This window comes from Marinobacter zhanjiangensis (assembly GCF_014651935.1).
Classification (GTDB): domain Bacteria; phylum Pseudomonadota; class Gammaproteobacteria; order Pseudomonadales; family Oleiphilaceae; genus Marinobacter; species Marinobacter zhanjiangensis.
In genome coordinates this window covers 124837-138901 of sequence record NZ_BMXV01000008.1, presented here as the reverse complement: position 1 = coordinate 138901, position 14065 = coordinate 124837, and the positions used below count along the sequence as shown (strand labels likewise).

Genomic DNA, 14065 nt, shown 5'->3' with positions numbered 1-14065 from the left:
CTATAATCATAAAGTAATTACAGGAGACGGTGCGATGGACTTCGAACAGTTCTATCAGGACAAGTATCCACCTGGTGTGCCACGTGAGATTGATCTCAACAAATACCAGAGCATGGTGGATCTTTTCGAGCAATCGGTGAAGAAATTCTCTGACCGACCCGCATTCAGTGCGGTTGGTGCGACGCTGACCTACGGTGATCTTGACACCCAGAGCAGGAACTTCGCTGCCTGGCTGCAGAACAAGACCAACCTGAAACCCGGCGACCGTATCGCGGTCCAGATGCCCAACGTTTCCCAGTACCCTGTTATTGTCTTCGGAGCCATGCGTGCGGGACTGGTGGTGGTCAACACCAACCCTCTTTACACCACCCGCGAGATGGAGCATCAGTTCAACGATTCCGGTGCCAAGGCTCTGGTGGTGCTGGCAAATATGGCCGCCAACGCTGAGCAGGTGCTGCCCCAGACCGGTATTGAGCACGTCATCGTGACCGAACTGGCCGACATGCATTCTCCGCTCAAGCGCACCCTGATGAATGCCGCAGTCAAGCACCTGAAGAAGATGGTGCCCCCCTACAACCTGCCTCAGGCCCACAAGTTGCCTGCGGTGCTGGCTGCCGGCGCCAAGGAAAAGCTGGACCAGGCGCGGCCGACCCAGGACGATCTGGCGGTGCTGCAGTATACCGGTGGCACCACGGGCGTCGCCAAGGGTGCGATGCTGACTCACGGCAACCTGGTGGCGAACGTGCTGCAGACCCGGCCGCTGCTTGAAGACAAGATCGTGGAAGGCCACGAGGTGATGATCGCCCCGCTGCCGCTTTATCACATCTATTCCTTCACCCTGAACTGCGGCATCATGCTGGAAGCCGGGGCCCATAACGTACTGATCCCGAACCCCCGTGACATCCCGGCGTTCGTGAAGGAAATGAAGAACTACAAATTCACCTCGCTGGCGGGTCTCAACACCCTGTTCAATGGCCTGATGGCCAACGAGGACTTCCGCGAACTCGACTTCAGCAATATGAAGATGACCTCCTCCGGTGGCATGGCCCTGACCAGCGCCACGGCCAAGCGATGGGAGGAAGTCACCGGTGTCGAGATCGGCGAAGGCTACGGTCTGACCGAAACCTCGCCGGTGGTCACCATGAACCCGCCCAATGCCATTCAGCTGGGCACCATCGGTTTGCCGGTTTGCAACACCATCTGCAAGGCCGTGGATGAAGACGGCAATGACCTGCCCCTGGGTGAGGCGGGTGAATTGTGCGTCAAGGGGCCACAGGTCATGCGCGGTTACTGGCAGCGGCCGGAGGAAACCCAGAAGTCCTTCACCGAGGACGGCTTCCTGCGTACCGGTGATATTGCCCTGGTTCAGGAGGACGGCTACATCCGCATCGTTGACCGCAAGAAAGACATGATCAACGTGTCCGGCTTCAATGTGTACCCGAACGAGGTCGAGGATGTGGTCAGCGGCCATCCGAAGGTGCTTGAGTGTGCCGCGGTTGGCATCCCGGACGAGAAAACAGGCGAGGCCGTCAAGGTCTTCCTGGTGGCGTCCGATCAGAGTCTGAAGGAAGGCGAACTCAAGGAGTTCTGTCGCGAGCGCCTGACGGCCTACAAGGTGCCGAAAACCTTCGAGTTCCGCGAGGAGCTGCCGAAGACCAACGTGGGCAAGATCCTGCGTCGCGAGCTTCGTGATGAAGAGACCAAAAAGAACCAGTAAACCGGGTTCTGATTGATGAAAAAGCCCTGCTTCGGCAGGGCTTTTTTTGTTAACACACCGGTTCCGGTACAATAGCGCTTCTTATTCACCAACCGAGCCATCCATGAGCAAGACCCCGCCCGGCAACGACGTTTCCGATACCCGGACCCTGCTGGACCCCGATCAGATCCGTAGCCAGCTTGGCGACTGCAACCAGCGGGAAACCGCCCGTATTCTCAAGCTGCTGGCCCGCACCCAAAACCGGCCCGGCGACCCTGAATTGCGCAAGATGAACCGCTGGCTGGAGCAGGGTCTGAAAAAGGTGGAGGCCCGCCGCAAGGCTCATCGCCCGGCCAGCTTTCCGGATGGTCTGCCGGTGTCCGACCGGGTGGAGGATATAACCCGGGCACTGGTGGAGCATCAGGTCATTATCGTGGCCGGGGAAACCGGCTCGGGGAAAACCACCCAGTTGCCCAAGATCTGCCTCAACGCCGGTCGTGGCACCCGTGGCCTTGTGGGTCATACCCAGCCCCGGCGCATCGCCGCACGCACTGTGTCCAGCCGCATTGCCGAGGAGCTGGGGCCGGAGCAGGGCGAGCAGGTTGGCTATCAGGTGCGCTTCACCGATACCACCTCGGAGTCTACCCGCCTCAAGGTGATGACGGATGGTATCCTGCTGGCGGAAATACAGCACGACCGCTTCCTGGATGCCTACGACACCATCATTATCGACGAGGCCCACGAACGCAGCCTGAATATCGATTTCCTGCTGGGCTACCTGAAACAGCTGCTGCCAAAGCGCCCCGACCTGAAGGTGATTATTACCTCGGCCACCATCGAGGTGGACCGGTTCAGCGAGTATTTCCACAAGGCCCCGGTGATCGAGGTGTCCGGGCGCACCTACCCGGTGGAGGTCCGTTACCGTCCCCTGGCGGGCGATGCCGAGGAACGGGACCTGGGCTGGGGTGATGCGGTGGTGTCCGCGCTGGAGGAAATCGAAAACCACGAACGTTCGGAGAGCAAGCCCCCGGGGGATATCCTCGTGTTCCTGCCCGGGGAGGGGGAAATCCGCGCTCTCAGCAAGCAACTCCGGCATGCCGACCTGAGGCATACCGAGGTGCTGCCATTGTATTCGCGGCTCAGCAACAAGGAACAGAACCGGGTGTTCCAGTCCCACCGGGGCCGACGCATCGTGCTGGCCACCAATGTGGCGGAAACCTCGCTCACGGTGCCGGGCATCCGCTATGTGATCGACACCGGCGTGGCCCGCATCAGCCGCTACTCCGTGCGCTCCAAGATTCAGCGCCTGCCGGTGGAGGCCATCTCCCAGGCCAGCGCCAACCAGCGGGCGGGCCGCTGTGGCCGGGTGGCGCCTGGCATCTGCTTCCGGCTGTACGACGAGCAGGACTTTGTCACACGAGACGAGTTTACCGATCCGGAGATTCTGCGCACCAACCTGGCGTCGGTCATCCTGCAGATGGTCACCCTCGGGCTGGGCGATATCCGTCAGTTCCCGTTCCTGGAACCCCCGGACAATCGTCAGATCAACGACGGCTACAAGCTGCTGGAGGAACTGGGCGCGGTCTCCGGCAAACGTAAAATCACCGGTCTCGGCCGTACCATGGCCCGGCTGCCACTGGATCCGCGGCTGGCGCGCATGCTGGTGGCGGCCAGTGAACTGGGCAGCCTGGCTGAGCTGTTGGTGGTGATTGCCGGCCTGACCGTTCAGGATCCGAGAGAGCGCCCCCAGGACAAGCAACAGGCGGCGGATCAGGCCCACAGCCAGTGGACCGACAAGGAGTCCGACTTCGTCACCCTGCTGAACCTGTGGAATCATTTCGAGGAGCAGCGTCAGGAACTGTCCAACAATCAGCTCAGCCGATACTGCAAGAAGCAGTTTCTGTCATGGATGCGCATGCGGGAATGGCGTGATATCCATCGCCAGCTGACCCTGCTGTGCCGGGAGCAGAAGTTTACCCTCAATCGCAATGCCGCCAGTTACGAGTCGGTGCACAAGGCCGTCCTGTCGGGGCTGCTGGGGCAGGTGGCGACAAAGATCGAGAAGAAGGAGTATCTGGCCACCCGCAACCGCAAGGTGTTCATCTTTCCCGGTTCGAAAGTGGCCAAAACGTCGCCCAAATGGATCATGGCAGCGGAGATCGTGGAAACCAGCCGCGTGTTTGCACGCGTGGTCGCGAAGATCGAGCCGGAGTGGGTGGAGCCGCTGGCGGAACACGTGGTCAAGCGCCACTACTCCGAGCCTCACTGGGAACAGAAACGCGCCCAGGTGATGGCGTTCGAGCGGGTCAGCCTGTACGGCCTGGACGTGGTCAGCCAGCGCCGCGTGCCCTACGCGAAGATCGACCCGGTGGAATCCCGCCAGCTCTTTATCCGGCGGGCCCTGGTGGAAGGCGACTATCGCACAAAGGCACCGTTCATTGCCCGCAACCGGGAGCTTCTGGACACGGTCGAAAACCTGGAGAACAAGACCCGCCGCCGTGACCTGTTGGTGGATGACGAACAGCTAGTGGCCTTCTATGACCAGCGCCTGCCGGCGGACATTGTCAGCGGCCGGCATTTCGAGAGCTGGTGGAAGTCGCTGTCGGCGGAAGACCTCAAGGCCATGGAGCTGACAGAGAAAGACATCCTGCAGCGGGACCTGGACTACGACGAGCTGCAGCAGTATCCGGACGAGCTGGAATGGGAAGGTGCAAAATACCCCCTGAGCTACCAGTTCGAGCCCACCGGCGATGAAGACGGTGTCACCATCCAGGTGCCATTGATGGCCCTCAAGCAGTTGCCCGGCCATCGTCTGGAATGGCTGGTGCCGGGCCTGGTTCGGGAAAAGTGCATTGCACTGGTGAAAGGGCTGCCCAAGGCGGTGCGGCGCAATTTCGTGCCGGTGCCGGATTTCGTGGATGCGGCACTGGAAAACATGAGCCCGTCCAACGAACCGCTCACCGAGGTGCTGGCCAACCAGCTACGACGCATGACCGGTGTGCGCATTGCCCCGGAAGACTGGCCACGGGATGATTTGCCCCGGCATCTGCGGATGAACCTCAAGGTCCTGGGGGAGGGCGGCAAGGTCATGGCCCAGGGTCGTGATCCGGACGAACTGCAGAAGAAACTGGAAAAACAGGCCGAGGAAGCTCTCAGCCAGATCGACAAGGAAGAGGGCGGTGCCCCTGCACGTCAGGGCGCTGACTGGCAGTTCGGTACCCTGTCGCCGTCGGTGCATACCGACCGTGGTGGCATGCAGGTGACCGTTTACCCGGCGCTGGAAGATCTCGGCGATCAGGTCCGGGAGACCCGCTTCCTGGACTCGCTGACAGCGGCCGCTGCCCATCGCCGCGCAGTGGCCCGGCTGATTCTGAACCGGCTGGGTAATACCCTGGAGCGAATCGATGGCCGGCTCCGGTATTTCCGGGATTCCGCGCTGATGTTTGCCCCCGTGGGCCAGGCCCGGGTGCTGCTGGACGATTTCCTGCTGGCTGGCGCGGCGAATCACTTCCTGGGCGGGCCTGACCAGCCGTCCGGCAACCTGCCCCGAAGCGCGGCTGAGCTTGAGCGGGTGTACGATGCCGGCCGGGGAGATTTTCTGCCGGCCCTGGAGGAAGCGGACCAGCAGCTGTACCAGGTGATGCAGGGCTATCACCGGATCATGAAACAGCTCAAGGGCAAGATAGACCTGGCCCTGGCCAACAGCATGGCGGACCTGAAGTTCCAGATGGAGCAGCTGGTCTACCCCGGGTTTTTGATCGCAACACCGCCACAATGGCTGGCCTGCTTCCCCCGCTACTTCGAGGCGGCGGATATCCGCCTCGAGAAGATGCCCCGTGAAATGGGCCGGGAACGGGAATTTCTGCACACCATCGAGCCCTTGTGGAGCCGCTACCAGCAAAAGGCTGAACAGCATCGCCGCCAGGGCGTGCTGGACCCGGAGCTCAGCCTCTATCGGTGGATGCTGGAGGAATTCCGGGTGTCCTTCTTCGCCCAGCAGCTTGGGACTGTCATGCCGGTGTCGGTAAAGCGCCTTGACCGGCAATGGTCGCAGGTACACTGACGCCTCGGCCGGCCACGAAGTCTTCGCCATAGGGTGCCCTTGTAAAAAAATGTACATTCGGCCTGGCGGAAGGGCACTGGTCTATCTTTGTGATATTATTCACAGTGAGTTAATGGGTAACAATGATGCGAACTGCCAACGCGCATCGGGCCCATCCGTGTAGAAGACCACAATAATTTCCAGAAAAGTCGGGGTCATTTGTGAGCATCACCGCCATTATCACCGGTACCGGGCTTTACACGCCGCCCGCATCCATCACCAATGAAGAGCTGGTCGCCTCTTTCAACCGATACGTTGAGCTGTTCAACGAGCGCCATGCGACGGAAATCGCCAATGGTGAGGTTGAAGCCCTGCAGCCTTCTTCCGTTGAGTTTATCGAGAAGGCATCCGGCATCCGGAGCCGTCACGTCATGGACAAGGACGGCATCCTGGACCCTGAGCGCCTGTGTCCGCGCCTGCCTGACCGTAGTAATGACGAGTTTTCCATCCAGTGTGAGATGTCTGTGGCGGCGGCTCGGGAGGCTCTGAGCCAGGCCGGTCGCACCACCGGCGATGTGGATGCGGTGATCGTCGCCTGTTCCAACCTGCAGCGGGCCTATCCGGCCATCGCCATCGAGGTGCAGGAAGCGCTGGGCATTGACGGCTTTGCCTACGACATGAACGTGGCCTGCAGTTCCGCCACGTTTGGTATCCAGGCGGCGGCGAATGCGGTCGAGAATGGCACCGCCAATGCCGTGCTGGTGGTGAGTCCGGAAATTTGCTCCGGCCACCTGAACTTCCGTGACCGTGACAGTCATTTCATTTTTGGTGACGCCTGCACCGCTGTGCTGGTGGAGCGTGACGACCAGGTCGCGGCCGGGCAGGGCTTCGAGATTCTTGGCACTCGCCTGAAGACCAAATTCTCCAACAACATCCGCAATAACTTCGGCTTCCTGAACCGGGGCGACGAGTCCGGCATCGGCAAACCCGACAAACTGTTCGTGCAGCAGGGTCGCAAGGTCTTCAAGGAAGTGTCGCCGATGGTGGCAGAGCTTATTGTCGGCCACCTGGAGAGCCTGTCCCTGAGCGCGGACGACCTGCGCCGTATGTGGCTTCACCAGGCAAACCTCAACATGAACCAGCTGATCTCGAAGCGCGTATTGGGTCGTGAAGCAACAACGGACGAGGCACCAGTGATTCTGGACGAATACGCCAACACCAGTTCCGCCGGCTCGATCATCGCCTACCATCTGAACAAGGATGACTTTGTTGCTGACGATCTGGGCGTGATCTGCTCCTTCGGCGCCGGCTACTCCATTGGCAGCGTCGTGGTACGCAAACGCTGAGCGCAGTGCCACGCAGCAACCGGCATGACAACCCGACGAAGACAGCTAACCAGGAATAACCATGTTTCGTGAATTTTCCCGAACGCTGACAATGCTGACGTTCGGTGCGCTGGCGCTTGCCGGTTGCGCTTCTTCCCCTGATGACCGCGAGGCCGGGTCCGCCTCCGGTGACAATGTCAGGGCGGTGTCCTCCGACGCTCCTGAAGAGGATGTGGTCGATCCCTGGGAACCATGGAACCGGGAGGTCTATGCCTTCAATGAGGCCATCGATGACTGGGTGCTCCGTCCGGTTGCCGAAGGCTATCAGTGGGTAATGCCGGATTTCGCCGACCGGGGGGTAACCAACTTCTTCGATAACCTCGGCGAGGTGAACAACTTCATCAACAGTGTGCTCCAGCTCAAGGGAGAGCATGCCGTGGTGGCGGCGGGGCGTTTTACCTACAACACCGTGTTCGGCATTGGTGGTCTGTTCGATGTGGCAACGGCCTTCGACCTGCCGGAGCGGCAGGAAGACTTCGGCCAGACCCTGGGGTACTGGGGTGTCGGTTCCGGACCCTACCTGGTACTGCCGTTGCTGGGGCCATCCACCCCCCGCGACTTTACCGGAACACTGACGGACAGCCTGGTGTTTCCCTCGGTCCAGGACTATATGGAAAGCCCGGAGAAGTGGTACCTGCTGGGGCTGTTCATCGTGGACACCCGGGCCGACCTGCTGTCGGCGGAAGCTTTCATTTCGGGTGACAGCTATACCTTTGTCCGTAACGCCTACCTGCAGCGGCGTGAATACCTGATCAATGATGGTGCCCCAGGCTCGGATCCGTTTACCGGGGGTGACGACGAAGAGCTGATGCTGGATGATTTCTGAACCGGCACTGAGTGCTGCCAGGGCGAACCGGTGACAGGTCCCATCAGGAGCAACCCTTCGGCGCGCGGTGGTGACAGTTGTCGGCTGCGGGCGGTATCATAGCCAGCAACAAAACCCGGGCCTTCAACTGAAAGGGAAAGGCCCGGAATCACCAGCCGTCAGCTGACTGGAATTGCATGTACTACGACTTCTTCGGGTTTCGGGAACCGCCGTTCTCCATCGCGCCGGACCCCCGTTACCTGTACCTCAGTGAACGCCACAAGGAAGCGCTTGCCCACCTGATGTATGGTGTGCAGGGGCAGGGCGGTTTCATTGTGATTACCGGGGAAGTGGGCACCGGCAAGACCACGATCAGTCGCTGTTTCATCGAAAACGTGCCGGAGCATGTGGACATCGCGCTGATCCTGAATCCGCGCCTGTCCGCCCGGGAGCTATTGGCTTCGGTCTGCGATGAGCTGGGCATTGCCTATCCGGACGATGCCACCATCAAACAACTGATCGATCGTATCAATCGGCATTTGCTGGAAGCCCATGCCCGGGGGCGCCATCAGGTGCTGATCATCGACGAGGCCCAGAACCTGTCCGCGGAAGTCCTGGAACAGCTGAGGCTGCTCACCAATCTGGAAACCGCCGAGAAAAAGCTGCTGCAGATCGTGCTGCTGGGCCAGCCAGAACTCAAGGAAATCCTTGGCCGTCCCGAACTCCGCCAGCTCGATCAGCGGGTGACGGCCCGCTACCATCTGGACGCCCTGGAAAAGGATGAACTCCCTGCGTATGTCCATTACCGGCTTGGCGTGGCCGGGGTCAAGGTAGAGCTGTTTACTCCGGCCGCCATCCGCTTGCTGTACAGCAAAAGCCAGGGTGTTCCGCGACTGATCAACCTGATCAGCGACCGGGCCTTGCTGGGTGCCTACAGCGAAGGTGTTCAGCAGATCGAGTCTCGCCACATCCGGGCTGCATCGAAGGAAGTGGGGGGCAGGTCCCGGAGCCAGCGCCATTCGGATGCCTCGCGGGTATTGCGCCTGGCCACTGCGATTGCGGTGCTGGTGGCCGTAACCGTGGTGGGCTGGGCCTACTTGGACAGTCGCCGGGAGCCCTCCCGATTGGTTGGCGTGCCGGCGGCAGAAACAGCCACTGACCCCACGGCAGAGGCTGACGCCGTCGAAGAGGGCACCAGTGCCGGTCAGGCCACCGCTGCCGTTGACCATGAGGGCACCGGTGACGACGGAGATGCCGCGCTTACCGGTACTGTGGAACGATCGGACGAGCCGGGGGCGTCCCGGGCCGATAGTCAGTCGCTGGTGCCCTTTGATTTCAAGGCACACGGGCTGACCACCGCGCAGGCCTATGACAGCCTGTTCCGCCTTTGGGGGTATGACTGGGATCGTTCCGACTATCCACTCGCGTGCGATTATGCCGATGCGACAGGCCTTCGCTGCCTGCATCGCCAGGGCAGCCGTCGCAGCATGGAAGACATCAACCGCCCGGCGGTGCTGACCCTGAAGGGGCCACAAGGGGAACGGGCCCATGTGACGCTGTCACGTCTGGAAGGGGATGTGGCCACGCTGAGAACAGCAGAGGGAACGCTGGAGGTTTCCTTCAGTGATCTGGAAGACTACTGGTACGGCGATTTCTCGGTGCTCTGGCAGGTGCCGCCCTACATGGCGTGGAACGGCGACCCTTCGGAGTTACCGAGACAGAACCGTGAGGGCGTATGGCTCAGTTCCCGCATGATGCAACTGGTGGGGCTGCATGCGGACGACAGTGATGAAATCGAGCGGGTCAGTCGCTTGATCCGCGATGAACAGATACGCTGGTACCAGAAGGTGAAGGGGCTGGAACAGGACGGCGTGGTCGGCGCCATGACTCTGATCCAGATGAGTAACGATCTTGATGCCGGCGTGCCCCGTCTGGTACCCGGCAGGACAACCATCATCGCACCCGCCGGACCGGGGCAGATGGTTCAGCCGAGGTCGGGGTAACATCGCCATGTCGTACATCCTGGAAGCACTGAAGAAGTCGGAATCCGAGCGAAACCAGGGACGGGTGCCCCACCTTGGCCAGCAGATGCGTATGGTCCACGGCAAGCGTAAGCGGGGTATTCCCGCCGCGGTCTGGGTTGCCATCGCACTGACCCTGAATGCTGCGGTGCTGGCGGCGTTGTTCTGGCCCGGCGCGGGTCTCTGGTGGGACGACCGTACACTGTCCGGGTCCGCTCAGGCGCAACAGGAGGCCGGCCCCTCCGCTGCCCCGCCTGCGCAGGCAGGGACGGAGCAGGCAGCGACCGGCAGCGGTGAAATCGCGCGTACTGAAGACCCGGCGCCGGAAGGAGCCGGGATGACCGCTGCTACCGGGGAGCTGGAGAGTCAGGGTGCCGTGGTACTGGATACCATGGAGGAGGCCCCCACAGTGATTGTGCCCAATGCCCGCCGGCCCTCCGGCGACGGGGCTGGCAACTACACGGCTGAACCCTGGCAGGGCCGGGTGCCCCATCTGGTGGAGCTGCCCATGTCGTTTCAGCGCAAGGTGCCGGACCTGGTGTTCAACAGTCATGTCTATTCATCGCAACCAGGGGCGCGCAGCGTCATGATCAATAACCACTATCTGCGGGTGGGGGACTCCTTTGGACCTCTGCGGGTGGAGCGAATTACCGAAGAAGGCGTGGAGCTGAGTATGGACGGCCAGCGATTCCGTGTCGGCGTCGTCCGTGACTGGAGAAGCCCCCGCTAATGCCCCTGAGCGACAGCGTCAAAACCGAGATCCAGCAAGCCTACCGCGATGTGCTCGCCGGCAAGGGCATCCGTGCTCGCTATGGCCAGCGCCTGATGATCGCCGAAATCGCCCGCTATATGGGGGATATCACCGAGAATGACGGCCAGCGTACCTCGCCACCGGCAACCTGTGTGGTCGAGGCAGGCACCGGTACCGGCAAGACTCTGGGGTATCTTATATCCGCCATTCCGGTGGCCCGGGCCCTGGGCAAGACCCTGGTGATTTCCACCGCCACCGTGGCGCTGCAGGACCAGATCATCTCCAAGGACCTGCCGGACCTTAAAAAACACACCAGCCTGGCGTTCGACTGGACCCTGGCCAAGGGCCGGGGGCGTTACCTGTGCATGTCGCGCCTTGAGACGCGGCTTCAGGACGAGGGTCACGGTGACAGTGACACCATGCCCCTGTTCCTGCTGGATGAGGGCCGTAACCAGGAGCCGGGCACCCGGGAGTTTTTCGAGGAGATGCTCGGCCAGTACGCCTCCCGCAAGTGGGACGGCGACCGGGACCACTGGCCGACCACCATCCCCGACGATATCTGGCGGCAGGTCACCACCGATCATCGTCAGTGTACCAACCGCCATTGTGCCTATTTCGACAACTGCGCCTTCTTCGACGCGCGCAAGGGGTTGGAAACCGCCGATGTGGTTGTCGCCAACCACGACCTGGTGCTGGCGGACCTGGCTCTGGGCGGTGGCGCCATCCTGCCCGAGCCGGAGAACGCCCTGTATGTGTTCGACGAGGCTCACCATCTGCCCGACAAGGCCCTCAACCACTTTGCCGCTTCGGTACCGCTGAACAGTACCCGCCAGTGGCTGAAGCAGCTTGCCCAGGCCCTGGCCAAGATCCAGCCCTGGCTACCACCAACCACCGTGGCCGGTCGCACCGTCGAAAAGGTATCCGAGGCATCGCGGGTTCTGGATGATTGCCTGACCCGGGTACACGACCATGTGCTCGACAGCATTCACTGGGAATTCTCCGAGGAGCGTCGTAGTGCCCAGTGGCGTTACCCGGAAGGCAATCTGCCGGAAGCCATGCTGACGCTGGCCACGGAAACCCGGGCGGCCACCGCCTCGCTGGTTCGCCACCTGGGGACCGTGGCCGACGAACTGCAGAAAGGATTTGACGAGCGCAAGGATCACGAGCTGGACCGGGAAACCGCCGAGGCCTGGTACCCGGTGATTGGCAGTTTCCACGCCCGGGCGGAGGACCAGGCGCGGCTGTGGGCGGCCTGGTGTGATGCACCCGCGCCAGCGAACGACGGGGCAGACGGTGACTGGCCTGCGGCACGGACCCCACCACCGGCCCGCTGGGCCGTACGACAGCGATGGGATCATGCCGAGGAGGTGACACTCTTCAGCAGCCCCGTGCTGGCGGACAACCTGCTGTTTTCCCGGCTCTGGGCCCGGGCCCATGGTGCCGTGCTGACCAGTGCCACGCTGACGGCCCTGGGGCGTTTTGACCGGCTCCGTTCCCGTGCCGGCCTGCCGGCGGACAGTCGCTACCTGGTGGTACCCAGTTCCTTTCGCTATGCCGACATGGCGACGGTGGAGGTGCCACCCATGGAGGCCCTGCCCACGGATACCGAAGGCTTCACCACCGCCCTGGTGCGGTGCCTGCCGGAGCGCTGGGCCACCGAGAAGGCGACGCTGGTGCTGTTTACCTCCCGCCGGCAGATGAATGCCGTCCGGGACCGGCTGGCTCCGGATTACCCGGGGCTGATCACTACCCAGGACGACATGGCCAAGGGCGAGGTACTGCGCCGTCACTGCGAGCGGGTGGATGCCGGCAAGCCTTCGGTGCTGTTTGGTGTCGCCAGTTTCGCCGAGGGCATCGATCTGCCCGGGCGTTACCTGGATCATGTGGTGATCACCCGGTTACCTTTCTCGGTGCCGGACGACCCCATCGAGGCCAGTCTGGCGGAGTGGGTGACCAGCCGTGGCGGCAACCCGTTCATGGAAATCACCGTACCGGATGCTTCCATCAAGCTGGTGCAGGCGGTGGGCCGCCTGTTGCGTACGGAATCCGATACCGGCCGGGTGTCCATCCTTGACCGTCGCATTGTCAGCCGGCGCTATGGGCAGCTGTTGCTGGATGCGCTGCCACCGTTCCGGCGGATCATTCAGTAGCCCATTGAGGTCTGCTCTCTGATGGTGTGCTGTTGTTATACCGTTGGTTCATGAAAAGCGACTTGTATACCGCTATTTTGAACTACACTGACTATCTGACACTCTCTATTCGATAAAAGAATGAAAACAAAAATCTTTATGCGTATTCTGGTAACGGATCAGGCAAGACCTTACCAGGGGCAGGGTGCAATACCCGGCCTCCGCTTTGGGGAGAGAAAGGATCAATGAAACTACAACAACTGCGCTATATCTGGGAAGTTGCCCACCACGACCTGAATGTTTCCGCCACGGCCCAGAGCCTGTTTACCTCGCAGCCCGGCATATCCAAACAGATCCGTCTGCTGGAAGACGAACTGGGTATCGAGGTATTTGCCCGCAGTGGCAAGCATCTGACTCGCATTACGCCCGGCGGAGAGACCATCATTCGTGAAGCGGGCGAGATTCTGCGAAGGGTGGAGGGCATCAAGAAGATCGCCCAGGAGTTCAGCAACCAGCGCAAGGGCGACCTCAGCATTGCCACCACCCACACCCAGGCACGCTATGCGCTGCCGCCGGTGATCCAGGGATTTATCGAGTCCTATCCGGATGTGTCCCTGCACATGCACCAGGGTACGCCCATGCAGATCTCCGAGATGGCCGCCAACGGCGCCGTGGATTTCGCCATCGCGACCGAAGCCATGGAGCTTTTCAATGATCTGATCATGATGCCCTGCTATCGCTGGAACCGTTGCGTGATCGTACCCCGCAACCATCCCCTGGCGCAGTTGTCGGAGCTGACGCTGCCAGAACTGGCCAAGCACCCGCTGGTGACCTATGTCTTCGGCTTCACCGGCCGCTCGAAGCTGGACGAGGCCTTCCGGGCGGAAGGGCTTGAGCCAAAGGTGGTGTTTACTGCCGCCGATGCCGATGTCATCAAGACCTATGTCAGGCTGGGGCTCGGCGTGGGAATCATTGCCTCCATGGCCTTTGACCCGGAGGCGGACCCGGATCTGGTGGCCCTGGACGCCAGTCAGCTGTTCCGGCCCAGCGTGACACGCCTGGGGTTCCGCAAGGGCACCTTCCTGCGGGGCTACATGTACGACTTCATGGAGAGGTTTGCGCCGCATCTGACCCGGGATACGGTCAACCAGGTGGTGGCCCATCAGGGCAGCCGGCAGGAAATCGAGGAGTTGTTCCGGAATGTTGAGCTGCCTCTCTATTAAGTGAGACAGCTGT

At 61.5% G+C, this 14065-nt stretch carries 8 protein-coding genes; all 8 read left to right on the top strand.

Features of this window, described 5'->3' with window-relative positions:
- Positions 1 to 34 precede the first annotated feature (34 nt).
- The 8 genes from IE079_RS16225 to cysB all read left to right on the top strand — a co-directional run bounded on the left by IE079_RS16225 (position 35) and on the right by cysB (position 14052).
- Positions 35 to 1717, top strand: a complete 1683-nt coding sequence (locus IE079_RS16225; protein WP_189577896.1) for an AMP-binding protein — start codon at positions 35 to 37, stop codon at positions 1715 to 1717.
- 103 nt (positions 1718 to 1820) lie between these two features.
- Complete coding sequence (gene hrpA, locus IE079_RS16220; protein WP_189577895.1) at positions 1821 to 5759, top strand: ATP-dependent RNA helicase HrpA; 3939 nt, start codon at positions 1821 to 1823, stop codon at positions 5757 to 5759.
- Between the two features lie 206 nt (positions 5760 to 5965).
- Positions 5966 to 7084 carry a beta-ketoacyl-ACP synthase III gene (locus IE079_RS16215; protein ID WP_189577966.1) on the top strand — a complete coding sequence of 373 codons (1119 nt, stop codon included), beginning with the start codon at positions 5966 to 5968 and terminating at the stop codon, positions 7082 to 7084.
- Positions 7085 to 7139: 55 nt separating this feature from the next.
- Positions 7140 to 7949, top strand: coding sequence for an MlaA family lipoprotein (locus tag IE079_RS16210; RefSeq protein ID WP_373296224.1), 810 nt, complete (start codon positions 7140 to 7142; stop codon positions 7947 to 7949).
- A gap of 176 nt (positions 7950 to 8125) precedes the next feature.
- Positions 8126 to 9931, top strand: coding sequence for an ExeA family protein (locus IE079_RS16205; RefSeq protein ID WP_189577894.1), 1806 nt, complete (start codon positions 8126 to 8128; stop codon positions 9929 to 9931).
- A 7-nt stretch (positions 9932 to 9938) separates the two neighbouring features.
- Positions 9939 to 10679, top strand: coding sequence for a general secretion pathway protein GspB (locus IE079_RS16200; protein WP_189577893.1), 741 nt, complete (start codon positions 9939 to 9941; stop codon positions 10677 to 10679).
- Positions 10679 to 12850 (top strand): ATP-dependent DNA helicase DinG, encoded by a 2172-nt coding sequence (gene dinG, locus IE079_RS16195; protein WP_189577892.1) that lies wholly within the window; start codon positions 10679 to 10681, stop codon positions 12848 to 12850. The genes IE079_RS16200 and dinG overlap by 1 nt, the downstream gene beginning before the upstream one ends.
- 224 nt (positions 12851 to 13074) lie before the next feature.
- A complete protein-coding gene (gene cysB, locus IE079_RS16190) occupies positions 13075 to 14052 on the top strand; it encodes an HTH-type transcriptional regulator CysB (protein WP_189577891.1) in 978 nt (325 codons plus the stop codon).
- Positions 14053 to 14065 lie beyond the last annotated feature (13 nt).